General features: G+C 67.5%; 16 protein-coding genes and 1 pseudogene. 11 read left to right on the forward strand and 6 right to left on the reverse strand.

Annotated features, from left to right (window positions below; translation table 11 throughout):
• Nucleotides 1-186 precede the first annotated feature (186 nt).
• The 7 genes and pseudogenes from ACLEQD_RS01610 to ACLEQD_RS01640 all read left to right on the forward strand — a co-directional run bounded on the left by ACLEQD_RS01610 (nt 187) and on the right by ACLEQD_RS01640 (nt 10,189).
• Nucleotides 187-1,388, forward strand: a pseudogene (locus ACLEQD_RS01610) (efflux RND transporter periplasmic adaptor subunit).
• Between the two features lie 3 nt (nt 1,389-1,391).
• Nucleotides 1,392-4,691, forward strand: a complete 3,300-nt coding sequence (locus ACLEQD_RS01615; protein WP_223738426.1) for an efflux RND transporter permease subunit — start codon at nt 1,392-1,394, stop codon at nt 4,689-4,691.
• Nucleotides 4,692-4,848: 157 nt separating this feature from the next.
• Complete coding sequence (locus ACLEQD_RS01620) at nt 4,849-6,276, forward strand: ATP-binding protein (RefSeq protein ID WP_223738425.1); 1,428 nt, start codon at nt 4,849-4,851, stop codon at nt 6,274-6,276.
• Complete coding sequence (locus tag ACLEQD_RS01625; protein WP_223738424.1) at nt 6,273-7,673, forward strand: sigma-54-dependent transcriptional regulator; 1,401 nt, start codon at nt 6,273-6,275, stop codon at nt 7,671-7,673. Before ACLEQD_RS01620 ends, ACLEQD_RS01625 begins: the two co-directional genes overlap by 4 nt.
• A 150-nt stretch (nt 7,674-7,823) precedes the next feature.
• The gene (locus ACLEQD_RS01630) at nt 7,824-8,858 is read left to right on the forward strand and encodes a YncE family protein (protein WP_223738423.1); all 1,035 of its coding nucleotides are present in this window, start codon (nt 7,824-7,826) and stop codon (nt 8,856-8,858) included.
• A 296-nt stretch (nt 8,859-9,154) separates the two neighbouring features.
• A complete protein-coding gene (locus ACLEQD_RS01635) occupies nt 9,155-9,661 on the forward strand; it encodes a DUF305 domain-containing protein (protein ID WP_410381202.1) in 507 nt (168 codons plus the stop codon).
• 309 nt (nt 9,662-9,970) lie between these two features.
• Entirely contained in the window at nt 9,971-10,189 is a 219-nt protein-coding gene (locus ACLEQD_RS01640) for a hypothetical protein (RefSeq protein WP_410381204.1), read from the forward strand.
• 58 nt (nt 10,190-10,247) lie between these two features.
• On the opposite strand, the gene ACLEQD_RS01645 is transcribed toward ACLEQD_RS01640, so the two are convergent.
• Nucleotides 10,248-11,522, reverse strand: a complete 1,275-nt coding sequence (locus tag ACLEQD_RS01645; protein WP_223738420.1) for a type II restriction endonuclease — start codon at nt 11,520-11,522, stop codon at nt 10,248-10,250.
• Between the two features lie 287 nt (nt 11,523-11,809).
• Here ACLEQD_RS01645 and ACLEQD_RS01650 point away from each other — a divergent pair, with 287 nt between their 5' ends.
• The 3 genes from ACLEQD_RS01650 to ACLEQD_RS01660 all read left to right on the forward strand — a co-directional run bounded on the left by ACLEQD_RS01650 (nt 11,810) and on the right by ACLEQD_RS01660 (nt 15,370).
• Nucleotides 11,810-14,278: a heavy metal translocating P-type ATPase gene (locus ACLEQD_RS01650; protein WP_223738419.1), complete on the forward strand. Its 2,469-nt coding sequence runs from the start codon at nt 11,810-11,812 to the stop codon at nt 14,276-14,278.
• A 42-nt stretch (nt 14,279-14,320) separates the two neighbouring features.
• Entirely contained in the window at nt 14,321-14,842 is a 522-nt protein-coding gene (locus tag ACLEQD_RS01655; RefSeq protein ID WP_410381224.1) for a c-type cytochrome, read from the forward strand.
• A 102-nt stretch (nt 14,843-14,944) separates the two neighbouring features.
• Entirely contained in the window at nt 14,945-15,370 is a 426-nt protein-coding gene (locus ACLEQD_RS01660; RefSeq protein WP_223738418.1) for a DUF5666 domain-containing protein, read from the forward strand.
• A 343-nt stretch (nt 15,371-15,713) separates the two neighbouring features.
• On the opposite strand, the gene ACLEQD_RS01665 is transcribed toward ACLEQD_RS01660, so the two are convergent.
• From ACLEQD_RS01665 to ACLEQD_RS01685, 5 genes are all read right to left on the reverse strand, one after another.
• Nucleotides 15,714-18,860 carry an efflux RND transporter permease subunit gene (locus ACLEQD_RS01665; protein ID WP_223738417.1) on the reverse strand — a complete coding sequence of 1,049 codons (3,147 nt, stop codon included), beginning with the start codon at nt 18,858-18,860 and terminating at the stop codon, nt 15,714-15,716.
• 13 nt (nt 18,861-18,873) lie between these two features.
• Complete coding sequence (locus ACLEQD_RS01670; RefSeq protein WP_223738416.1) at nt 18,874-20,484, reverse strand: efflux RND transporter periplasmic adaptor subunit; 1,611 nt, start codon at nt 20,482-20,484, stop codon at nt 18,874-18,876.
• On the reverse strand, nt 20,481-21,707 hold the full coding sequence (locus ACLEQD_RS01675; RefSeq protein ID WP_223785004.1) for a TolC family protein: 1,227 nt from the start codon (nt 21,705-21,707) through the stop codon (nt 20,481-20,483). Before ACLEQD_RS01675 ends, ACLEQD_RS01670 begins: the two co-directional genes overlap by 4 nt.
• Before the next feature lie 72 nt (nt 21,708-21,779).
• Complete coding sequence (locus ACLEQD_RS01680; protein WP_223738415.1) at nt 21,780-22,727, reverse strand: M56 family metallopeptidase; 948 nt, start codon at nt 22,725-22,727, stop codon at nt 21,780-21,782.
• A gap of 35 nt (nt 22,728-22,762) precedes the next feature.
• On the reverse strand, nt 22,763-23,155 hold the full coding sequence (locus ACLEQD_RS01685) for a BlaI/MecI/CopY family transcriptional regulator (RefSeq protein ID WP_223738414.1): 393 nt from the start codon (nt 23,153-23,155) through the stop codon (nt 22,763-22,765).
• 116 nt (nt 23,156-23,271) lie between these two features.
• Between ACLEQD_RS01685 and ACLEQD_RS01690 the strand changes: the two genes are divergently transcribed.
• The gene (locus ACLEQD_RS01690; RefSeq protein ID WP_410381226.1) at nt 23,272-24,309 is read left to right on the forward strand and encodes an EamA family transporter; all 1,038 of its coding nucleotides are present in this window, start codon (nt 23,272-23,274) and stop codon (nt 24,307-24,309) included.
• Nucleotides 24,310-24,405: the final 96 nt, after the last annotated feature.

Here is a 24,405-nt window from a genome sequence, read left to right on the forward strand (position 1 = left end):
CCCGCGCGCCGCCGCTTCGGAGCCGCCGCGCTCGCCGCCGCGGCGCTGGCCAGCGCCGTCCTGGGCGGAGGCGCCGTGCACCTGCTGTCCCACCAGGATGAGGCGCATGAAGCCCTCGCGCCGGCTCCCTCGGCCAGCTCCACCCCATCCGCCTCCGAGCCAGCCGCCACTCGCTACCAGTGCCCGATGCACCCGAGCATCGTGCAGGACCACCCGGGCAAGTGCCCCATCTGCGGCATGGATCTGGTGGCGCTTTCGCCGGCTGCTCCCGGAGGCGAGGGAGCCGCAATGGTGCAGGGGCTGGCCCCCGTCACCATCGACGCCTCGCGCCAGCAGCTCATCGGCCTGCGCACCGCTCCGGTGACGGAGGGCAAGGTCGGGGGCACCTGGCGGACCAACGGCCGCGTGGCCGTGGACGAAACCCGCGTGCGCCGCGTCAACATGAAGGTCGCCGGCTTCGTCGAGCGCGTGCACGCGGACTTCACCGGCAAGCCCGTGCGCCAGGGTGAGCCGCTCCTCTCCCTCTACAGTCCCGAGTTGCTCGCCGCGCAGGAGGAGTACCTGCTGGCCCTGCGCACCCGCCAGGCCCTGGGCGAAGCCGAGGGAATGGCCACGGACGGCGACACGCTGGTCGCGGCGGCCCGACGCAAGCTGCTGCTGTGGGACGTGCCGCCGGCCGCCCTGGAGCGGCTCGCCCGCGCGGCGAGGCCACCCGCACCCTCACCCTGGTGTCGCCCATCTCGGGCGTCATCACCAAGAAGGATGTCGTGGAGGGAGCGCGCCTGGAGATGGGTGCCACGCCCTATGAGGTCGTCGACCTGTCGCGCGTGTGGGTCCTCGCGGACGTGTACGAGAGCGAGCTGCGCCACGTAAAGGTGGGCATGCCCGCCAACCTCCAGCTCAAGGCCTTCCCCAACCGGGTATTCGCCGGGAAGGTGGCCTTCCTGGACCCTGTGCTGGAGCCGGCCACGCGCACCGTCAAGGTGCGCCTGGAGTTCCCCAACCCTGACGGCGACCTGCGCCCCGAGATGTTCGGTGAAGTGGTGCTCCGCGGCATGACGCGGGACGCGCTGAAGATTCCGTCCGACGCCGTCGTTCCCACCGGCACCACCCAGGTCGTCTTCCTGGCGCTCGGCGACGGGCGCTTTCAGCCCCGCGAGGTCCGCCTGGGCGAGTCGGATGGAAAGAGCGTGGAGGTGACGTCGGGCCTGAAGGCCGGCGACCAGGTCGTCACCGGCGCCAACTTCCTCGTCGACTCCGAGTCGCGCCTGCGCGCGTCGCTGGCCGTGCTGGCCTCCTCTTCATCCGGCAGCGCCACGGCAGAGCCTCCCCCCTCCTCGCCTCCGGCGAATGCTCCCCCGGCCCCCTCCGGCCACGAAGGTCACTGAGCCATGATTCGCGCCATCATCCGCTTCTCGGCGGAGAACAAGTACCTGGTCATCGCAGCCACCGTGGTGGCGCTCATCGGCGCTTGGTGGACCATGCGGAACATGCCGCTGGACGCGCTGCCCGACCTGTCCGACACCCAGGTCATCGTCTACGGCCGGTGGGACCGCAGCCCCGACATCATCGAGGACCAAGTCACCTACCCCATCACCACCGCGCTGCTGGGCGCCCCCAAGGTGAAGGCGGTGCGCGGCTTCAGCGACTTCGGCTTCAGCTACGTGTACGTCATCTTCGAGGACGGCACGGACATGTACTGGGCACGCACGCGGGTGCTTGAGTACCTGTCGAAGATAACGCCCCAGCTTCCGCAGGACGTGAAGGTGGAGCTGGGCCCGGACGCCACCAGCGTGGGCTGGGTGTTCCAGTACGCGCTCGTGGACAAGAGCGGCAAGCACCGGCTGGACGAGCTGCGCTCCTACCAGGACTGGTTCCTGCGGTATCAGATTCAAAGCGTACCCGGCGTCTCCGAGGTGGCCACCGTGGGCGGCCAGGTGCGCCAGTACCAGGTGACGGTCAACCCCAACACCCTTGCCAGTTACGGGCTGTCGCTAGACGCGGTGGTGCGCGCCGTCCGTCAGGGCAACAACGACGTGGGTGGACGGCTCGTGGAGGTGGCCGGGCGCGAGTACATGGTCCGGGGCCGTGGCTATGTGAAGAACGTGGAGGACATCGAGAAGCTCGTCCTCAAGGCCCAGGGCGGCACCACCGTCACCATCAAGGACGTGGCCAGCGTGGCGTTGGGCCCCGAGCTGCGCCGTGGCGTGGCCGACCTGGACGGTGAGGGGGATGCAGTGGGCGGCATCGTGGTGATGCGCCAGGGAGAGAACGCCCTCAACGTCATCGAGCGCATCAAGGCGAAGCTCGAGGAGCTCAAGCCTTCGCTGCCCGAGGGCGTGGAGGTCGTCACCACCTATGACCGCTCGGACCTCATCGAGCGCGCCATCGACACGGTGACGCACAAGATGGTGGAGGAGATCATCATCGTCTCCATCATCATCCTCATCTTCCTGTGGCACGCGCCTTCGGCCCTCGTACCCATCGTCACGATTCCCGTGTCGGTAGCGCTGGCGTTCATCCCCATGTACGCGATGGGGCAGAACGCCAACCTCATGTCGCTGGCCGGCATCGCCATCTCCATCGGCGTGCTCGTGGACGGCGCCATCGTCGAGGTGGAGAACGCGTACAACAAAATCCACCACTGGATTAAGGACGGGAAAAAGGGCGACTTTCACCAGGTGCGCCTGGAAGCGCTGATGGAGGTGGGGCCGGGCGTCTTCTTCAGCCTGCTCGTCATCGCCGTGGCCTTCATGCCCATCTTCACGCTGGTGGACCAGGAGGGCCGCCTCTTCCGCCCGCTGGCGTACTCGAAGAACCTGGCCATGGCCATCGCCGCGCTGTTGGCGATTACGCTCGACCCCGCGATGCGGATGCTCTTCGCCCGCGTGGAGCCCTTCCGCTTCCGCCCGAGGCTCCTGGCGTCGGTGGCCACCACGGCCCTGGTGGGCAAGTACTACTCCGAGGAGCGGCACCCCATCAGCCGGCTGATGCACCGGCTCTACGAGGGCCCCTGCCGCTTCGTGGTGCGCCACGCCAAGGCCACCATCGCCGTGAGCGTGCTGCTGGTCGCCACCACCATCCCCGTGTACCTGCACCTGGGCAGCGAGTTCATGCCGCCGCTCAACGAGGGCACCATCCTCTACATGCCCTCGGCGGTGGAGCCCGGCATGTCCGTCGCCGAGGCGCAGCGCGTGCTGCAAGTCCAGGACAAGCTGCTCATGCGCTTCCCCGAGGTGGAGCGCGTCTTCGGCAAGGCCGGCCGCGCCAACACCTCCACCGACCCCGCCCCCTTCACCATGATGGAGACGACGGTGCTGCTGCGCCCCGAGTCCCAGTGGCGCGAGGTGCCACGCTGGTACAGCAATTGGGCTCCCGAGTGGCTGAAGAGCGTCCTGCGTCCCTTCTGGCGTGACCGCATCACCCAGGCGCAGTTGGAGTCGGAGATGAACGCCGCGCTCCAACTACCGGGCATCTCCAACGCGTGGACCATGCCCATCAAGGGCCGGCTGGACATGCTGACCACCGGCATCCGCACCCCCGTGGGCATCAAGATCATGGGCGCCGACCTGGCCACCGTGGAGCGCATCGCTCGCGAGACGGAGGCCGCGGTAGCGAAGGTGGAGGGCACCCGCAGCGCGTTCGCCGAGCGCGTGGCGGGCGGCTACTTCCTGGACTTCGTCCTCAAGCGCGACGAGCTGGCTCGCTACGGCCTGAGCGTGGACGACGCGAACATGATGGTGATGACCGCGGTGGGGGGCGACAACCAGTCCACCACCGTGGAGGGTCGGGAGCGCTACGGCATCAACGTGCGCTACGCGCGGGACTACCGCGAGGACCTCCAGGCATTGAAGCGCGTGCTGCTGCCCCTCCCCGGCGGCCAGGGCCAGATCCCCATGGAGGCCATCGCGGACGTGGTGCTCGCCCATGGCCCGTCGATGATCCGCAACGAGAACGGCATGCTCACCGGCTACGTCTACGTGGACTTCGATACCTCCAAGTACGACGTGGGCGGCTTCGTGGAGCGCGCCAAGGAGGCGGTGGCCAGCGTGAAGGTGCCCCCGGGCTACTCCATGACGTGGAGCGGGCAGTACGAGAACATGCTGCGCGTCCGCGAGCGGCTCCAGCTCGTCATCCCGCTGACGCTCGTGCTGATTTTCGGGCTGCTGTACATGAACACGAAGTCAGCCTTCAAGGCGGGCCTGGTGATGCTGGCGGTGCCCTTCTCGGCCATCGGCGCGGTGTGGCTGCTCTGGGCGCTCGACTACAACGTCTCCATCGCGGTGTGGGTGGGCATGATTGCCCTGATGGGACTGGACGCGGAGACCGGCGCCTTCATGCTCCTCTTCCTCGACCTCTCACATGACGAGGCGAAGAAGCGCGGGATGCTTCGCACCGAGGGCGACCTGGTGGAGGCCATCATTCACGGGGCCGTGAAGCGCGTGCGGCCCAAGGCGATGACAGTCATGGCGGCGATGCTCGGCCTGCTGCCCATCATGTGGTCCACTGGCACGGGCGCGGACGTGATGAAGCGCATCGCAGCGCCCATGGTAGGCGGCCTCGTCACCAGCTTCCTGCTGGAACTGCTCGTCTACCCGGCCGTCTACTTCCTGTGGAAGCGCCGCGAGGTGGTTCCAGGGCCGGCAACTTCCGAGCCGGAGGTCCCTGGAACCGCAGCGGTCGCGGCCTGACGCTGTACCCGTCACAGTGTGACCATCCCAGTTACGCTCCCCACATCCCTCTCCACAGGGCCGGGGCCTGTGTCAGGAACGAATTCAGGCACTTGCTGCGAGCGCGGTGTTGGCCTGCGCATTGCTAAACTTTCATCTTCGTTCGCTGGGGGACGCTGTGTCCGGAACTGCTCGCAGGCTCCTATACGCCTTCTCGCTCCTCGTCCTGGCCTTCGGCGCAGCGGCCTATGCCGCGCTCGAAGGCATGGCGGAGATCCACGAGGCCCTGCACAGCGTGCGGAGGCAGGAGACCGCCGTGCGCACCACGTTGTCGCTCGCGACCGCAGTGCGAGACCTCTACGCTCACCTGGCCCATACCCTCATCCTCGGCAATGCCAGCCACCTGCCGCTCTACGACGGTGCCCACCGCCGCGCTCTGGCGCTCCTTGAGCAGGTCCAGGCGCAGGCGATCACCCCCGAGGAGCGAGCCCAGGTAGACACGATGCGTCGCACCACTGCGGAACTGGACCTGCTCTTCCGGGAGGCACTCGTCCCGGCCGTCCTGAAAGGGGACCGCACCACAGCGGTCCGTGAGCACTCCCGGGCACTGGAGCTCGTCGGCGTCATCCAGGAGAGCGCGGACACCCTGGCTTCGCACTACGAGCGCGCCATCGGGAATTATGAGGAGCACGCGAGCACAGTCCAACACGGCAGCTTCCAATGGACCGTCGTGATCCTGGCCGCCGCGGCCCTCCTTGCGGCGGGTGTGGGCCTCTATATCGGCCGTTCGGTAGCCCGTCCTGTCTCCCTATTGGAGGCCGGCGCGGCCCGCATCGCTGCGGGCGACCTCACCACCCGCATCGCGCTGAACCGCCCGGACGAGTTCGGAAGACTGGCACAGCAATTCAACCGGATGACCGCCGCGCTTCGTGAGCACCAGGAGCGTCTGGTGCAGAGCGAGCGGCTGGCGGGCATTGGCCGCCTGGCAGCGGGCGTGGCGCATGAAATCAACAACCCCCTGGGTGTTATCCTGGGCTACGTGCGCCTGCTTCAGCGCAAGGCGGAAGGCGCGCTGGCCGATGACCTGCGCATCATCGAAGAGGAGACGCTGCGCTGCCGTGACATCGTGGAGGGGCTGCTCGACCTGTCGCGACCGCTCCAGGTTCCGGGTGAAACGCTGGAGCTGCGAGAGCTGGTGGAGGAGGTCATCTCCCGGCTGCGAGAGTCCGCCCAACTCTCCGACGTCTCCTTGACGGTGGAAGGCGAAGCCCAGGTGGCCGGCCACCCGCAGCGGCTTCGCCAGGTGGTCACCAACCTGCTCAAGAACGCCGTGGAGGCCGCAGGGCCTTCGGGACAGGTGACGGTGGCCATTCATGCGCGCGAAGGTGAGGTGGCGCTCACGGTCCGCGACACCGGACCAGGCCTTGCTCCCGAAGCGCACGAGCGGCTCTTCGAGCCCTTCTTCACCACCAAACCTCAAGGCACCGGGCTGGGGCTGGCCGTGTCACAGGCCATCGCCCAGGCCCATGGAGGCCACATCCAGCCACGCAATCTCCCCGGACATGGCGCGGAGTTCACCCTGCATCTCCCCCGGAGTACGCCGTGACGAACAGACCGAGCGTTCTCGTCGTCGACGACAAAGAGAACATGCGTCACCTCTTCACCCGGATTCTGGGTGACGCCTACCAAGTGAGGACGGCTGAAGACGGCGGCCGTGCGCTCACTCTCATCCAGACCCAGGAGTTCGACCTCGTAGTGACGGACATCCGCATGCCGGGGGCAGACGGCTTCGAGGTGCTAAGGGCCGTCAAGCAGCACTCGCCGGCCACCGAGGTCATCATGATGACGGCGTATGCCTCCGTCCCCAAGGCAGTGGAGGCCATCAAGGAGGGGGCCTACGACTACCTGCCGAAGCCCTTCGACCCGGACGAGGCATCCCTGGTCGTGGCTCGCGCTCTTGAGCGCAAGCGGCTCAAGGAGCAGGCGGCCACATTGCGGCGCGAGTTGGAGGGCATCTACAGCTTCCAGAACATCATTGGCAGGAGCCCACCAATGCGCACGCTCTACGGCCTGCTGGAGCGCGCCGCCGAGTTGGACATCACGGTGCTCATCACCGGAGAGACGGGAACGGGCAAGGAGTTGGTGGCCCGGGCCATCCACCACCACGGCCCGCGGAAAGACCGGCCCTTCGTCGCCGTCAACTGCGGCGCGCTGCCCTCGGAGCTCATCGAGAGCGAGCTGTTCGGTCACGCCCGGGGGGCATTCACCGGCGCGGTGGAGACCAAACCCGGCCTTTTCGAATCCGCGTCGGGGGGGACCATTTTCCTGGACGAGATTGGCGAGCTGCCCCTGGCTGTCCAAGTAAAGCTCAACCGAACTCTCCAGGATAAAGAGGTCCGACGTGTCGGTGACTCGGTGGCGCGCCGCATCGACGCACGCGTCATCACCGCCACCCACCGCGACCTCAAGGCCGACGCCGCCGCAGGCCGATTCCGCGAGGACCTGTACTACCGGCTCAATGTCTTCCCAGTACATCTGCCGCCCCTGCGCGAGCGGCGCGAGGACATCCCGTTGCTGGCGATACACTTTGTGCAGAAGGCGGCGAAGACCTACCACCAGTCGGTGGACGGCTTGGAGCCGGACGCGCTACGCGCGCTGACCGGGTACAGCTGGCCCGGCAACGTGCGCCAGTTGGAGAATGCCATCGAACGCGCGGTTGCCATCGCCACGGGCTCCCGCCTGGGCCAGGGCGACCTTCCACCGGAAGTCGCGGGGGCGCCCCAGGGGGCACTGCCCGCGAGCCAGCTGGTAAAGATGCCCTTCCGTGAGGCGGTGGACCTGGCGCGGGACCACGCGTCCCGGGACTATCTCATCGCCCTGCTGAGGGAGTTCGGGGGCAACGTGACTCGAGCCGCGGAACGGGCGGGCATGGAGCGCGAGAGCCTCCATCGACTCCTCAAGCGCTATGGCCTGCGTTCCGATGACTTCAAGGAGCCAGATTGAACGTCCAGCTCACGCACGCCAAGGAACGCTTCGCCTCCAGCAACGCCACAGCAGAAATTAAATGCAACCGAGTTGCACAAACACGCAAGCACGTCTATTAGGTCCCCCCTGGTCTGACTCTTCACGCGGACATTCCGAAAGGCTCGACTGATGGAACTCCTCAAGCGGACGCTGTGGGCACTCCCTTCCCTGGCGTTACTGACCATAATCGGCTGTGACGACGACTCGGACACCTTCCCCTCCGCCGAGAAGGACGTCGTGTTCGTTGTGAATGGCGGGAGCCACTCTCTCAGCGTCATCGACGTGGAGCAGTTGGAGGTGGCGAGCACCCTCCAACTGGAAGATGTGAGTTATCCGCACCACGTCAACCTGAGCCCGGATGGAACCTCGCTCGTGGTGGCCGTCCCTGGCATGGACCTGAGTGGAGGGCACGGCGGCGGCCACGCGGGCCACACCATGCCGGGCAAAGTCCTCCTCCTGGACGCGAAGACGGGCGAGACCCGGGCCATACGGCAGTTCGACGCGATGCCCCACAACGGCGCCTTCTCGCCAGATGGCACCGAAGTCTGGACGGCGTTGATGTCGGAGCCGGGCACGGTCCTCGTACTCGACAGCCGGACGCTAGAACCAAGGCAGACGGTCACCGTGGGGGACATGTCCGCGGAGGTGACGTTCTCACAGGATGGCCGATATGCCTTCGTTGCCAACGGTGACTCCAACAGCGTCACTGTCATCAACGTTGTGACCAAAGCGGTGGAGAAGACAGTGCCCGTCGGTGCCAACCCCGTGGGGGCCTGGCCGGGGAACGACGGCCTCATGTACGTGGACAACGAGGACGGGAAGAGCCTGACCGCTATCAACTCCGGGACGCTGGAGGTCGCGCGCACCTACGGATTGGGCTTCACGCCGGCCATGGCCGCCACGGCCCCCAACGGCGACCTCTGGGTGACGGACACTGACAATGGCAAGCTCATCTTCTTCGCGGCGGGAACCACGACGCGCCAGGGGGAACTCGCCACAGGTGCCGGCGCTCATGGCATCACCTTCTCCGCCGACGGTGCCACCGCCTTCGTCACCAACCAGGCAGCGGGGACGCTGAGCGTCGTGGAGGTTGCGACCCGTACCATTCGGAAGACGCTCACTGTGGGCACCAAGCCCAACGGTCTCGTCTTCCGCAAGAACTGATTTCTTCCAACAGCAGCCCTGGCCTGAAGTCGCAGTGCGCGTTGGCTCGCCAAACCGCACAAGTAAGCCTCGCGGGCCAAGCCTGTAACCTCGCCGCTCACAGCTGACAAGGAACTGCTCCGTGCTCAGTTTCTGGTCCTGCGAGCGTTCCTAGTGCCTCGGCTCGGCGAGGCGTACAGGGCGTCGAGCGTGGAGGTTGCGAACATATGAGTTCCCCTATGCTGTGCCGCGCACTGACGGTCGTATTGCTCATGGTGGTGGCAGGCTGCGGAGACGACGAGTCGAGTTCCCATGGCATGTCCATGGGCGATGACGTCGCCCCCGAACAGCTCGTCGTGGACGGCAACTACTCCGACGAGCGGTTCATCGACATGATGGCCGCGCACCACCAGATGGCCACCGAGATGGCCATGGTCGAGGAGCAGCGCGGGACGCGCCAGGAGCTTCGGGCACTGGCGACGAAGATGATCCAGGATCAGCGGCAGGAGATTGACGAACTGAAGGCCCTCAAGCAGGCCCATTTCGGCTCCTCGGACGTGCCGACCATGATGAGCGAGTCCGAGATGCAGAACAGCGGCATGCTGATGCCCGACGAGCTTGCGCAGAAGCCGGACGTCGACAAGGCGTTCATCGACTCGATGATGCCTCACCACGCGGGCGCCATTCAGATGGCGACTGTCGCGCTCCAGCGGAGCAGCATCGCGGAGATCCGCGCCATGTCCCGGAGAATCATCGACGCGCAGGCGGAGGAGGTCGGCCAGCTGATTGAGTGGCGTAAGGCGTGGTACGGCAGTCAGCCATAGGAGAGCCGGGCGTGCTCAGGGTTGTAGGCGGCAAGCCACCGCTTACACCGCCATCCCACTTTGGCTCGGCCAAGCCATCCTCCAGCTCCGGCAGCAGCTTTTCTTTGGGGAAGCTCGAGTCAGGGAGGAAATGCCATGAGGAATTTTGGGTACAGCCTGCTCATCACCACGGGACTGCTCTTCGGACCACTCGCTGGAGCCCAAGGCACCAGTCAGGCGCCGAAGGCGGAGCGCCAGACGGACGCATCCGCGCAGCAGCAATCCGGCTGTCCCTGCGAAATGATGGGCGGCGGAATGATGGGTGGCGGCATGATGGGCCAGGGCATGGGCGGCGCGGGAATGAACTGCTCCATGCGCGGAATGGCGGACGTGAAGGTGGAGCAGACGCCGACAGGGGCCATTCTGCGGCTCACCGCAAAGAACGCCGGCCAAGTCGAGGAAGTTCAGCGCATGGCGCAGGGGATGCAGCGCTGCATGAGCGGAAGCGGCACCCAGCAGCAGGGCCAACCGGCCTCGCCCGGTCAGTAGCAGCGCTGACGACAGCGTGCTGTCTCGGTCTGGAATGTAGTGTTCCTGAGAGGCACGCTCACGGATGGAGGCGGCGAGCCACCGCCTGCACGGCCTTGAGCCCCTGCCCGAAGCGGCCCATCGCCTCGCGGTGGCGCTCCAGCTCACCGTAGGGAAGGTAGCGCACGTCGAGGTCCGCGACTCGGCGGAAGGCTGGGCGCGCGAGTTGCTGCCGGACATCCTCCTCGCGGCCGTCTGGCGCGACGAGGAACAGGCCCCTCGTGGCGGAGCCCGGGGCCCCCAGCGCCAAGTCTAGCAGCCGCACGATGCCGGAGTAGATGGACGTCGTGTGCTCCACCTCGAACGCCGCGGCCACCGCGGCGCGTCCCTTCTCCAGCCAGAGCACGTCGATGAGACGGACCGCTTCGCCCCCTGGTGCCGTCGCCACGACTGACGGCAGCTCCGCGAGGCACCCATCTCCGAGCAGGCCCGTGCCGCAGCGGCGTCCGCGGTCATTGGCGGCCACCCACACGTCGTAACCGAGTGCGGCGCCCAGGTCTCTCAGCCAGCCCTGGACCTCGGTGTGGGTGAGGTCCTCGGCCTCGGCAGCCTCGCGGGCCTTGCGTGCCCCCGCTGCCTCGGTCCGCACCTTGGCCAGGTCCGCCTCCCAGGCAGCTCGCGCCTCGACGTCCTCCTCCCCGGGCGGTGGCGCATACCGGCCACTGCCGATGTCGAAGAGCAGCCCGCCCACGGCGCCCAGGTCATTGGAGAGCAACTCGCGGTGGGTCGCATTGAGCCGGAGGACGCCCTCGCGCATGGCGAGGTACTCCTCCCACTTGCCCAGCTTCACCTTCGCACCGGTGAGCGCGTTGTAGCCGTTCACGATGGCCGTGTTGAACGGCGGCATCAGCGTGGGATGCAGGAAGTAGAGCAGGTTCGCCGCGGCGGGCCCGAGCCCCTTGATTTTCCGCTCATCGAGGGCGCGGATGGCCGCCACGAGCCCCTCACCGTCACCACAGCAGGCACACGCGGACAGGAAGCGGCCGAAGGCGCGCTGGTTCTCCGGGGACTCGTAGATGTCCGGGATGCGCAGCTTGGGCTTCCACAGAAAGGCGTGGTCCGCGCCCTTGAAGATCTGCCGCTGCTCGGACACCGAGCCCACCACGGTCTCCAGGGACGAGCCCTTGTACACGTTGCCGAAGGTGCCCTTCTCGATCTCCTCCACCACCGTGGCCAGGCCGCGGCGGATGGAGCGGAAGTTCTTCAGGCGCTCCTCCCAGAGGAACCAGGAGCGGTAGGTTCCGCCCGGGTCTTCGCGCCACCGAGAGATGAGGGAACGGAGCGGTTCGGACATGCCCTCATGTTCCAGCGCGCCCGCGGGGTTCGCAAACCGGGTGTGACCGACCTCATCAGGGTGTAACAGCACCGGTTACGCCGCGAAAGCGTACGCCTGAGCAGAATTGCGGACTTACCTCTCAGGCATGGCTGGCCTCCGGGTTGCTTGTTACCGGGATGGGGAGGCCTCCTCATCGAGAGCATCCCTCCGAAGCGGGCGGGCAGCCGTGGGCCGCCTCCAGATTCACCCGGAACTGTAAGAGGGGATGGGGTGCTTCGTGAGCACCGGTGAAAGGAAGCGCGACGATGACGACGCATCACCCCCCAGATGTCCACGCCGGGCACCACCCTCCGCACCTGCCGGAGGACAAAGTGAAGGACCCCGTCTGCGGGATGTTCGTGGACCCCCATGCCGCGAAGGGCGGTAGCCACGTGCACGAGGGGCACACCTACTTCTTCTGCAACCCGAAGTGCCGCGAGAAGTTCAAGGCGGAGCCGCAGAAGTACCTCTCCCCCGAGACCCAGCCGCCACCGGCACCTGCCCCTGCTGGCACCGCGTACATCTGCCCGATGGACCCGGAGGTGCGGCAGGACCACCCGGGCACCTGTCCGAAGTGTGGAATGGCCCTGGAGCCCGAGCAGCCAGCCGTCCAGACACGCACCGAGTACGTCTGCCCGATGCACCCTGAGATTGTTCGGCCCGAGCCCGGGACGTGTCCCATTTGCGGCATGGCGCTTGAGCCACGGACTGTCACCCTTGAGGAAGCGCCGGACCCGGAGTACCTCGATATGCGGCGGCGCTTCTGGGTGAGCCTTGCCCTCTCGCTCCCCCTGTTCGTGCTGGGTATGTCCGAGATGATTCCCGGGCAGCCCGTGCAGCGCCTCGTTCCAGGGCCGCTCATGGCCTGGGTGCAGCTCGCCCTGGCGACGCCCGTTGTGCTGTGGGGCGGCTTCCCCTTCTTTCAGCGGGGTTGGGCGTCGGTACGCAACCGGCACCTCAACATGTTCACGCTGATTGCACTGGGAACGGGCGCGGCCTACGGCTTCAGCGTCTTCGCCACCCTCTTCCCCGGCCTCCTGCCCCATTCCTTCATCGGCCACGGGGGCCACGTGCCCGTGTACTTTGAAGCCGCAGCGGTCATCACCACTCTGGTGCTGCTGGGCCAAGTGCTGGAACTCCGGGCTCGTCATGCCACCTCGGGAGCCTTGAAGGCGCTCCTCGGGCTGGCTCCGAAGACGGCACGGCTGCTGCGCGAGGACGGGCGCGAAGAGGACGTGCCGCTGGAGCGGGTCCACGTGGGTGACCGCCTCCGGGTCCGCCCTGGTGAGAAGGTGCCCGTGGATGGCATCGTCCTGGAGGGCGAGAGCGCCGTGGACGAGTCCATGGTGACGGGTGAGCCCATTCCCTCCGAGAAGGCGCCCAATAGCCGGGTGACGGGCTCGACTGTCAATGGCACGGGCAGCTTCGTGATGCGGGCGGAGCGCGTCGGCCGCGACACCCTCCTCTCACAAATCGTGCAGCGGGTGGCCGAAGCCCAGCGCAGCCGGGCCCCTATCCAGCGCATCGCAGACACCGTCTCCGGCTGGTTCGTGCCCGCAGTGGTGGGAATCGCCGTCCTGACGGCGTTCGTCTGGGGGCTGTGGGGGCCGGAGCCCCGCCTCGCCCACGCGCTGGTCAACGCGGTGGCCGTCCTCATCATCGCGTGCCCGTGCGCCCTGGGCCTGGCCACGCCCATCTCCATTGTGGTGGGCATGGGTCGCGGCGCGCAGGTCGGCGTCCTCATCCGAGACGCGTCGGCACTCGAGGAGTTGGCGAAGGTGGACACTCTCATCGTCGACAAGACGGGCACGCTCACGGAGGGCAGGCCAAGCCTCGCCACGGTGGTGCCGGCCCCCGGCTTCGACGAGGCGCGGCTGCTTCACGTGGCCGGCAGCATCGAGCGCGGGAGCGAGCACCCGCTCGCGTCCGCCATCGTGAAAGGCGCACAGGAGCGCGGTGCCGTCCTCACGGAGGCCACCGGCTTCAAGTCCGTGACGGGCCAAGGAGTGACAGGCCACGTGGGCGGTGCACAGGTGGCGCTGGGGAATGCCAGGCTCCTCGCGGGGCTCGGCATCGACGCCGAGCGACTCGTGCAGAAGGCGGAGTCCATGCGGCGGGAGGGCCAGACGGTGATGTTCGTCGCCGTGGATGGCAAGCCTGCGGGGCTATTGGGCGTGACCGACCCGGTGAAGGCCACCACGCCCGAGGCCATACAGCAGCTGCGGGCCGACGGGCTGCGCCTCGTGATGCTTACCGGCGACAGCCGGACGACGGCGGAAGCGGTGGCCCACCGCCTGGGCATTGACGAAGTTCATGCCGAGGTGCGCCCCGAGGAAAAGAACGCGTTGGTGAAGCGCCTGCAGGCCGAGGGGCAGGTGGTGGCCATGGCCGGAGACGGCGTAAATGACGCGCCCGCGCTCGCCCAGGCCAACGTGGGCATCGCGATGGGCACGGGCACCGATATCGCGATGGAGAGCGCTGCTGTCACGCTGGTGAAGGGTGACCTCCGCGGCATCGTCCGCGCCCGGCACCTCAGCCGCGGTACCGTGCACAACATCCGCCAGAACCTCTTCTTCGCGTTCATCTACAACGTGCTCGGCGTCCCCATCGCCGCTGGGGTCCTCTACCCGTTCTTCGGTCTGCTGCTGAGCCCCATGATTGCCAGCGCGGCGATGAGCATCTCGTCCGTCTCCGTCATCACCAATGCCCTGCGGCTCAGGCGGCTCGACCTCTGACCACCGCCCCCGCCAGCTTCAGGAGGAGAAGCTACCGTGAGCATGCGCCGCAACGTGGTGGGAGGACTGGCCGTGATAGGCGCTCTGGCGCTCGCCCTGGGCGTGGGTGGCGGGGTGTATGGGCTGGCCATGGCGCGACGCGGCTTCTCGGCCCGAGACGAACCCTCGGCGCTCGAAACAAAGGTGGCACGTGCGGCACGGAGCCTCAGCATGCCTGCCGGCGCACGGGAGGTGAACAATCCACTCGTTCCCGTCCCGTGGCAGGCGCTCGCCGACGCACGTGCTCATTGGGGTGACCACTGCGCCATCTGCCACGCGGCGGACGGCAGCGGACAGACCCCCATCGGGCAGGGGCTCTATCCACGCGCCCCCGACATGCGCGCGGCCCCGACCCAAGACCTGAGCGATGGCGAGTTGTACTGGATCATCCAAAACGGCATCCGCCTGACGGGTATGCCCGCCTGGGGGCAAGCCCACGACGAAGTGGGCAACAACGACAGCTGGGCTCTCGTCGGCTCATCCGCACGTTGCCGCGCCTCAGCCCGGAAGAGTTCGACGAAATAAAGGCCGCCATGCCCCAGTCCCAGCACGAGTTCAACGAGAAGCGCATGGAGGACGAGTTCCTCGACGCGGAGTAGCGCCCAACTACGCAAGGAGAGCAATGCCATGAGAACTAAACTCCATCGTCCTCCCCTCACCGTCCTCACCGTACTGAGCCTCGCCCTGCTGATGCCGGCCATAGCACTCGCCCACGGCAAGGACGGGGCGCACGTCATGGGAACAGTGAAGGAGGTGAAGCAGAACACTCTCGTAGTGGAAACGAGCGACGGGAAGCAGCAGGAGGTGATGACGGACCCCAACACTCGTTACGAGAAGAGCGGCGTGGCAGTCACCGCTGCCGACCTCAAGGCAGGTGAGCGCGTCGTCGTCCACGGCATGAAGATGAACAACGGACAGGTGCATGCGCAGTTGGTGAAGTTCGGCAAGCCGCACGCCAATGGCCCTGAAAAGCAGAAGGGCGATACCAAGAGAGCCGAGCCAGCCCCCACTCCGCCGGCGCAAGGTGAAAGCCACGAGCACTCAGGACACTGAGGCCTGCGTCTATCTGGCGCTCGCGACTTCGAAACCTGGGCCGAACCTCGCAACAGACCATGAGGGGGCCGACCGTCCCTCCCCCCATTCAATCGCTGCGTCAAGAGCGCGGCATAGCCACCTTCGGCACCGCGTCAATGCGAGTGAGCGAGGCGCGCAAGGGGCCAGCGAGTTCCTCTGCAAGCGCGGTGGCGCCGGAATCACCAAGCGCACTGCAAACAGCCTTGAGGGTGGGGCACCGGCCCTCACCCCGCCCGAGCGAATTCGAAGCAGCGTTGAAGTCCGCGTCCTCGCCCATGGGACCAGGCCACAGCCCCAAGCCTGCCAACCGAACCGCACCCGCTCACCCCCCCACGGGCTCTGAGGCGGCAGGGAGCGCGGGCGGCCGGCCGAAGCGCCGGAAGAGGACTGGCACCACCAGCATGTTGAGGAAGGTGGAGGACAGCAGTCCCCCGAGGATGACCACGCCCATGGGCGCCTGAATCTCATTGCCCGGCTCGTTACCCGCGATGACGAGCGGCACCAGGGCCAGCCCCGCGCACAGTGCCGTCATCACCACGGGCGCCAGCCGCTCCAGCGAGCCCTGCACCACGGCCTCGGCGAGCGTCTTCCCTTCCTCCTTCATCAGGTGCTCGTAGTGGCTCACCATGAGGATGCCGTTGCGCGTGGCGATGCCAAATAAGGTGATGAATCCCACCAGCGACGCCACGCTCACCACGCCGGAGGTGAGCGCCACCGCCACCACACCACCGATGAGCGCCAGCGGGAGGTTGATGAGCGTGAGCAGCGAGTTGCGCACTGAGCCGAAGGCCACCACCAGCAGCAGGAATATGCCAACCACCACCCCTACGCTCAGCCAACCAATGGTCCGCGAGGCCTCCTCGGCGCTCTCGAACTGGCCGCCGTAGTCCACGTAGTAGCCAGTCGGCATGGGCACTTCGCGGGTGAGGCGGGACCGCAATTCGTCCACCACCGAGGTCAAGTCTCGGCCCGCAACGTTGGCCTGCACTACCATCTTCCGCTGCACGGCTTCGCGGCTGATGGTGTTGGGACCTGACTCGCGCGTGAGGCTCGCCAGCATCTTCAACGGGATGCGTTGGCCGCTGGGTGTGTCAATGAGCGTGGAGGAGATAGCGTCCAGGTCCGCACGCGAGGCGTCATCCAAACGCACGGCGATTTCCACCACCCGCTGTCCCTCCAGCACGGTGCCCACTGTCTCCCCGGCAAAGGTCCGCTCCACCGACTCGGCCACCTCGCCCGCGGTGAGCCCGTAGCGAGCGACCGCATCCCGGTCCATGCGAATCTCCAGCTCGGGGATGTCCACCTGCTGCTCAATCGCCACGTCCACCGCGCCAGGGGTGCCCTCGGCCACCTTCTTCACCTGCTCCGCCAGCGTGCGCAGTCGGTCCAAGTCATCGCCATAGATTTTCAATGCGATGTTGGCCCGCGTGCCCGACAGCATGTGGTCGATGCGGTGGCTCAGTGGCTGGCCGATGGTGACGATGACACCGGGCACCTGGGCCAGGGCCTTGCGCATCGCCTCCAGCACCGCTTCCTTGCTCCGCTCTCCCTTCGAGAGGTCCAGCCCTACGTCCAGTTCAGCGGCGTTGACGTCCTGCGCGTGCTCGTCCAGCTCAGCGCGGCCGGTACGCCTGGAGGTAGATGCCACCTCGGGAAAGGACAGCAGCACTTCCTCCACCCGTCGGCCCAGTTTGTCCGACTCCTCCAGCGACGTACCCGGCAGCGTGACGACATTCAGCGTGAGGGTGCCCTCGTTGAACTCGGGGAGGAAGGAGCGTCCGAGGAACGGGACAACGGCCAGCGTGGCAAGCAGCGCCAGCGCTGCCCCGGCGAGGATGGCGCGAGGCCGTGAGAGTGCCCACAGCAGCACCGGCCGATAGCGCTCCTTCAGCCAGCGCAGAACCGGCCCCTCATCCGCGCCCAGTGCCTTGGCCTTGGGCAGCAGGTACGCACACAGCGCGGGCGTCAGCGTTACCGCCACCACCAGCGAAGCGGCGATGGCCACGATGTACGCCAGGCCCAGCGGCGCCAGCATCCGCCCCTCGAGTCCCGACAGGAAGAAGAGCGGCAGGAAGACGAGGATGATGATGAGGGTGGCGAAGACGATGGCCTGGCGTACTTCCACCGAGGCCCGATAGATGACCTCCAGGGCGGGACGGCGCTGACCTTCTGGCAGGTGAGCATTCTCCCGCAGGCGCCGGAAGACGTTCTCCACGTCGATGATGGCGTCGTCCACCAAAGCGCCGATGGCGATGGTGAGGCCGCCAATCGTCATGGTGTTGAGCGTCACACCCATGACCTTGAGCGCCAGCACCGCGGCGACCAGTGACAGGGGGATGGCGGTGAGGGAGATGAACGTCGCCCGCGCGTTCATCAGGAAGACGAGCAGGATGAGCGCGACGAGAATGGCCCCGTCTCGCAGCGCCACGGACACATTGCGCACCGCAACGGAGATGAAGTCCGACTGGCGGAAGATGTTGCGGCCCACCACCATGCCCTGCGGCAACGTGGCCTGCACCTCGTCCAACGCCGCGTCCAGCCGCTCCGTCAGCTCCAGCGTATTGGCATCCGGCTGCTTCATCACCGCGAGGATGACGGCGGGCTCTGCGTTGGCACTGCCCTCCCCGCGCTTGAGGCGAGGCCCTACTTGAACGTTGGCAACCTGCCCCACGGTGATAGGCACACCCCCACGGACGGTGACAACCGTGCCCGCCAGGTCCTCGACACCCTTGGCGCGCCCCACGGCTCGCAGCAGGTATTCCTGCCCGCCTTGCACGTAGAAGCCGCCGGAGGCGTTGTGGTTCGTCGTGCGCAGGGCGGTGGCCACCTGCTCGAAGGAGACATTGAGCGATTGCAATGCCTCCGGGCGCAGCAGGACCTGGTACTGCTTCACCACCCCACCAATCGGCACCACCTGGGAGACGCCCGGAACGGACAGCAGGCGCTTGCGCAGCACCCAATCCGCCGCCCCTCGCGCTTCCATCATCTGCGCCTCGCGGCCCGCCGCGTCCGCCGCCAGCGCGTCCTTCTGCCAGGAGACGGAGAGGAAGAGGATTTCCCCCATGACGGAGGAGATGGGCGCCATGGAGGGCGGGGGCACGTCCGGCGGGAGCTGCGCGGCGACGAGTTGGAGCTTCTCGTTCACCACCTGCCGGGCCGTGTAGATGTCCGTCCCCCACTCGAACTCCACCCAGACGATGGAGATGCCCACGCCCGAGGCCGAGCGCACCCGGCGCACACCCGTGGCGCCGTTGACGGCCGTCTCGATGGGGAACGTGACGAGCGTCTCCACCTCCTCGGGCGCCAGGCCATGGGCCTCGGTGAGGACAGTCACGGTAGGTGCAGTGAGGTCTGGGAAGACGTCCACCGGCATGCTCCGGGCTACCTGAAAGCCCAGCACCAGCAGCAGTACGGAAGCGGCAACCACCAGCAATCGATTGTCGATGGCCCAGCGAATGAGGCGATTCATCGTCGTCGTGCCTTTAGTGCTGGTGGCCATGCTCCGGGATGGCCCCGGTGGCGGTAGACAGCTTGAGCTCGTAGGCGCCACGCGAGACGACGCGCTCGCCCTCTTTGACTCCGTCCAGCACCTGCACCCAACCGCCGGAGCGCACTCCAGGGCGGATGACGCGCTTGAAGAAGGACTCACCACCCTCCATGACGAAGACAGTGGGACGCCCGTTGTCGTCCACCACCGCTGCCTCCGGCACGGCCAGCGCGCGCACCGTCTCGCCCGTGAAGAGCGTCACCTTGGCGAACATGCCCGGCTTGAGGGCGCCATCCGGGTTGGGCAGCTCGAAGAGCACGGGCACTGTGCGCGTAGCCGAGTCCACGACGCTACCCACCGCCACGCGGCGGCCTGACTTCTCATCCACGGTGAACTCGCGCGTGAAGCCCGCCACCGTGAAGGCCGCGCCGGGCGAGCGCTCCACCTTCGGCGCGTCCGCCTCGTACACCTTCGCCTCCAGCCACAGTCGCGAGGGGTTGATGACGGACACGAGCCGCGTCCCCGCGACCACCACCGCGCCTGGCATCACCTCCGCGAAGGACACCACTCCGTCCAACGGAGAGCGCAACTCGAAGGCGGCTCCGCCCACCCCACCGCCCGACCCGCTCTGCGTGCTGCGGTACAGGGTGAGCTGGCGCTCTGTCGCGGACACCCGCGCAATCGCCATTTCCCGCGCCACCCGGGCAGCATCGAGCTGCTTCTCGGGGATCGCCTTCGCCGAGAACATCTCCTCGGCCCGAGCCACCTCGCGCTCCGCCAACCCCTGCTCGGCCCGGGCCCGCGCGGCCTCCATCTCCACGGTAGCCAGGTCCATCGCTCCTGCCACCGTGGTGGGGACCACCCGCACCAGCACCTCGCCCTTCTTCACCACCTGCCCCAGGTGCGGCACCGGCCCGCCCACGGGGATGCGCCCGGCTACAGGCGCGGACAGCTCCGCGGCCTGGCCCGCCACCGGCTTCAACTCGCCGTTTGCGCGCACGCCTCCCTGGAGGACGCGCACCTCAGCGGGCGCCGTGGCATATTGCGTCTTCCACTGCTGCTCTTTGAGGAATGGAACCGAAGACTCACCAACCGCTTCGGGAGGAGCGGCAGACACGGCTGCGGCCACGGTGGGGTACACCGTCACCTTGCCTGCCCCCACCGTCCCGGCGACTTGCTCTCCCTCCAGCCGCAGGGTGAGCGTGGCTTGGCCTGATTTCGTGGGACGCACCTCTGGCTTGAAGATGCCGTCACGCAACAGCTTCTCGGCAACGAAGCGCTCCTCGGTGCCATCGGCGTAGCGGAGGGCGGCCGTCACCTTCCCCTTCGTCACCACCTTGAAGCCGTCAGGGGCGCGTGCGTCTGTGAAGTGAGCCACCAGCGCGGAAGGCTGCCCCACCACCAGCGCCGGGTATTCCATGAACAGCTCCAGGCCGTCCTGATAGGCAGTCACGGAGAGGTCCGGACGCTCCGCCTCCGCGGCACCATGCGCGCCACCCTCGTCGTGGCCGTGGGCGGCCTCCCCCTCGTGGTCATGACCGTGCTCCTTGCAGGACACCGCGAGGACAGACGCGAGGACCAGGGAGAGAAGATGCAGGCGACTCATGGCTGGACACTCCGAAGTTCGGCGCCGTCCCAGGCACCCAAGAGAAGGAAGAGGTCTGCTTCGCCCTCAGCGACGCCGAGGGACAGGTCCACTGCCGTCAGCTGCGCCTCGCGGGCAGTCCGCTCGGCATCCACCAGGACAAGGAGGTCCGCGCTTCCACCCCGGTAGGCCACCTGGGCGATGCGGCGCAGTTCCTCCGCGCGGGTGAGCACGCCCTGGCGCTGCCTCACGCGCCGCTCCCGCCGGCCCGCCACCTCCTCCAACACCGTGGTGAGGCGGGAATGCGCGGTGTGCAGCAGCGCGGCGCGGCGGGCCTCGGAGAGCCGCTGTCGTGCTTCTGCTTGGGCCTCCTGCCCCTGTCTCCGCTCGAAGAAGGGCAGCGGGATGGCGAGCCCCACCACGTACCCTCCTCCTGCCCCGGGCAGGCCCACGTCGAGGAGTTGAATGCCAGCGTTCACCGTAGGGTCCGGAATCCACCCACGCGATGCCGCCTGGCGGGCCAACTTCGCGCCTTGCGCCTCCAGCTCCAGCGCACGCGCATCTGCACGGCGGGCCTCCAATTCAGCCTGCAGTTGGCTCGAGGCGGGCAGCGAGCGTTCCGGAGCCAGGGGACCCTCGAGCGGAGGCAGCACACTCACCCCGGGCCCCAACAAGCGCAGCACCTCGGCCCGCGCCCGACGCTCTTCGAGAACAGCGCCACTCAACCCGTCCTCCACTGCGGCGGTCTCCGTGTCGATGCGCAGTCGGTCATAGCCCGCGGCGTCGCCCGCGCGCTCTCTCGTAGCGATGGCTTCCGCCAGGCGCCGCAAGGCGGACAAGGACTCCTCGAAAATGGCCCGTCGCTCCTGTGCAGCCAGGGCCGTGGCGAAGGAACGGGCTGCCTCGTGGCGCAGTTCTCCCCGAGCCCGCGCAAGGTTTGCCTCCACGGCCTGGGCACTGCGCCCAGCGGCCTCTGACTCCAGGGCCAGACGGCCAGAGAGCACCAGGGGAATGGAAACGCCCACGATGTCCTGGCTCGCCCCATCCGCCACGCCGGAGGTGGCCTTCTCACGCTGCCACTCCAGTGTCGGATTGGGCCAACGTCCGGCCCCCACAGCCGCAGCCCGTCCTACCGCTGCCTCCGCGTCGGCGACACGCGCCTCCAGGCTCGCGGCGACCACCTGCTCCACGTACCGCGACTCAGTGAGCGGCGACTGGGCCGCCGCACCACCGGCCATCAGCACCAGCAAGATACTACTTGCGATAGTAGGTGAGGACGAAGAACAGCAAGGCGCGCGCATGAGCATGGCCATCGTTCAGGAGAGGATGTGAAGGGCGGTCTCTACCGCATGGTGGAGGAAGGCCGCGTGGAGCAGCGCGAGAGTCAGCACCCCAGACGCAGCGCCCACCGCGAACAGGAGCGCGCGCGAGGGGAGCGAGGGCGGTGCGTCCTCGTCCAAGAGGCGTCGCACCCGCTGCTCGAGCGCCAGTTTGCCGAAAGCAGGCACGCCAGCCACGTCGCGCGCCCTCCGCTGCAGAGCCGCCATCTTCACCAGCGCCCCCGCCACCACCGTCCCGTCACCGACGATGCGCACCGCTTCCGCGTCGCAGGCCTCCTCGGCCGCCGTCTGGTAGGCAGAGAGGAAGACGCGCGCCAAGGGCGGAGGCACAAAGAGGCCCGAGACAGCGAGCAGCAATGCCGCCAGGGGGTCTCTGCGTCGCAGGTGCGCCTCCTCATGGGCTAGCGCTCCGCGCAGCTCCTGAGGGTCCAGGGCTCCTTCCAAGCTGGCGGACAGGAGGATTCGCCGGTGGAACACCCCAGCGGCATGGCAAAGCCGCGGCGCTCCCGGAACGGCCACCACTGGGAACACACCTGGGCGAGCGGAGCCCAACGTTTCCAGCGCGGCCAGCCGGGCCCTCGTATGCCGCACGCGCCACAGCAGCGCACCCGCGCGGAAGACGAACACGGCGAGCGCCAACGCCCCCACCACCGCGAGCACCGGCCTCAACCCCGACGAGTGCAGGATGCACAGATGGAGATGGTGCCCATGACTGCCACAATGGTCATGGCTCCAGCCCAGCATTGCGGACAGGGACGGCGCGGCAGCGGCGGACACCACCGCCAGCGCCACCACTGCGGGGAGGGTGCCCACGACAAAGGCCGCATCTGCACGGAGCGCCGGGCGCATCCGTGACGCGGGCCACGGCAACAGGGTGGCGACTCCCACCAGAAGCGAGGCCAGCACTCCGGTGGCAGCGGCCACGGCTGCACACTCCAGGAGGAACGCCAGGGCCGCTATCACTTGTGCCCTCTGCGCCGCTCGGCGATGAGCTGAGAGAGCCTGTCGAGCAGCGATTCGTCCACCTCAGCCGCGGCGTCCACGAACGCGGCCAGCGCCGCATCGCCATGCGACTGGAGAATGTCGGCCGCGAGCCCGTCCGCCAGCGCCTTCTCAAACTCAGGCTGGGAGAGGGCCGGGTTGTAGCGCCAGGCTAGGCCGTCCTTCTCGCGCACCAGCAGGCTCTTGCGGTGCAACCGGTCCATCGTCGTCATGATGGTCGTGTATGCCCGCTCCTCGCGGCCAGTCATCCGGTCGCAAACCTCTCGGGCTGTAACGGGCGCCTGCGTCCAGACGACCTTCATCACGGCCGCTTCCAACGTGCCCAGCGGCTCCCAGGTGCGCTTCTTCACGAAGACGGTTCTATCCTCAGCCATCTACTATCGTCAATAGTACCTACCAACAGTCCAGGCGCAGGCATGATTCGAGAGGAGGAAGCGTGACGGTGTCTCCACGTGTGAAGGGCGCGGTGCTTGGACTGTCCGCCGCGGCCCTCTTCGGGGTCAGCGCGCCCGTGGCGAAGCTGCTGCTGCCCTCCAGCACTCCTCTGGTGTTGGCCTCGCTCCTCTACCTGGGAGGCGGGCTGGGGATGGCCTGTCTGGAAGCGCTGCGCCGACTGCGTCCGGTGGGAGCCCCCAGCCGCGAGGCACGCCTGGGGCGCAACGACGGCGCCCCGCTGCTGGGGGTCATTCTCTGCGGCGGGGTGCTTGGCCCGGTGCTGATGCTGATGGGCCTGCAGCGGCTCTCCGGAGTGGCAGCCTCACTGCTCCTCAACCTGGAGGGCCCCTTCACCATCCTCCTGGCGCTGCTCGTGTTCGGCGAACATCTGGGCCGGGCGGGCGCCTTCGCCGCTGGGTTCATCATGGCGGGCGCCGCGGTTCTCGGCTTCCAGCAGGGCGAGTTGCACGGGGACGTGCTCGGCGTGCTGGCCCTGGCCGGCGCGTGCCTGGCGTGGGCCGTGGACAACAACCTCACGCAGCGACTCTCCCTCAAGGACCCGCTCGCACTTGTGCGCATCAAAGCGCTCGGCTCCGGCACGTGCACCCTCGTACTGGCCTGGCTCACCGGGCAGCCCTTCCCCTCCTTGCACATCTTGAGCGCGGCCCTGCTGCTCGGCTTCGCCAGCTACGGGCTGTCCATCGTCCTGGATGCCTATGCCCTCCGCCTGCTGGGCGCGGCCCGCGAAGCCGCCTACTTCGCTACGGCTCCGTTCGTGGGAGCCCTCGTAGCGGTGCCCCTGCTTGGCGAGCGGATGCAGCCACTGGACCTGCTGGCGGGCGCACTGATGGGCGCGGGCGTCTTCCTTCTGCTGCGCGAGCGGCACGGCCATGTGCACACGCACGCTGCACTGGAGCACGAGCACCTGCACACCCATGGCACGCACCACCAGCACTCGCATCCCCCTGGCGTTGATGTGACCGAACCACACAGCCATCCCCACCGGCATGTGCCGCTCACGCACGACCATCCGCACGTGTCGGACCAGCACCACCGCCACAAGCACTGACTGCCTCGGCTCGTTGTGCCCACCCGAAATTCGCCCGCTGCATCATCGGTGCGTCAAAGCCACGCCAAGCAGTGCGTCAAGGCGAGCGAGCGATGC

The sequence above is a fragment of the Corallococcus sp. 4LFB genome, from assembly GCF_046520365.1.
Lineage (GTDB): Bacteria > Myxococcota > Myxococcia > Myxococcales > Myxococcaceae > Corallococcus > Corallococcus caeni.

Excerpts from the sequence above, each read along its gene's own strand:
- ACLEQD_RS01615 (WP_223738426.1), top strand. The coding sequence starts at position 1,392 with ATGATTCGCGCCATCATCCGCTTCTCGGCGGAGAACAAGTACCTGGTC.
- ACLEQD_RS01630 (WP_223738423.1), top strand. The coding sequence starts at position 7,824 with ATGGAACTCCTCAAGCGGACGCTGTGGGCACTCCCTTCCCTGGCGTTA.
- ACLEQD_RS01635 (WP_410381202.1), top strand. The coding sequence starts at position 9,155 with ATGTCCATGGGCGATGACGTCGCCCCCGAACAGCTCGTCGTGGACGGC.
- ACLEQD_RS01640 (WP_410381204.1), top strand. The coding sequence starts at position 9,971 with ATGATGGGCCAGGGCATGGGCGGCGCGGGAATGAACTGCTCCATGCGC.
- ACLEQD_RS01645 (WP_223738420.1), bottom strand. The coding sequence starts at position 11,522 with ATGTCCGAACCGCTCCGTTCCCTCATCTCTCGGTGGCGCGAAGACCCG.
- ACLEQD_RS01650 (WP_223738419.1), top strand. The coding sequence starts at position 11,810 with ATGACGACGCATCACCCCCCAGATGTCCACGCCGGGCACCACCCTCCG.
- ACLEQD_RS01655 (WP_410381224.1), top strand. The coding sequence starts at position 14,321 with ATGCGCCGCAACGTGGTGGGAGGACTGGCCGTGATAGGCGCTCTGGCG.
- ACLEQD_RS01660 (WP_223738418.1), top strand. The coding sequence starts at position 14,945 with ATGAGAACTAAACTCCATCGTCCTCCCCTCACCGTCCTCACCGTACTG.
- ACLEQD_RS01665 (WP_223738417.1), bottom strand. The coding sequence starts at position 18,860 with ATGAATCGCCTCATTCGCTGGGCCATCGACAATCGATTGCTGGTGGTT.
- ACLEQD_RS01670 (WP_223738416.1), bottom strand. The coding sequence starts at position 20,484 with ATGAGTCGCCTGCATCTTCTCTCCCTGGTCCTCGCGTCTGTCCTCGCG.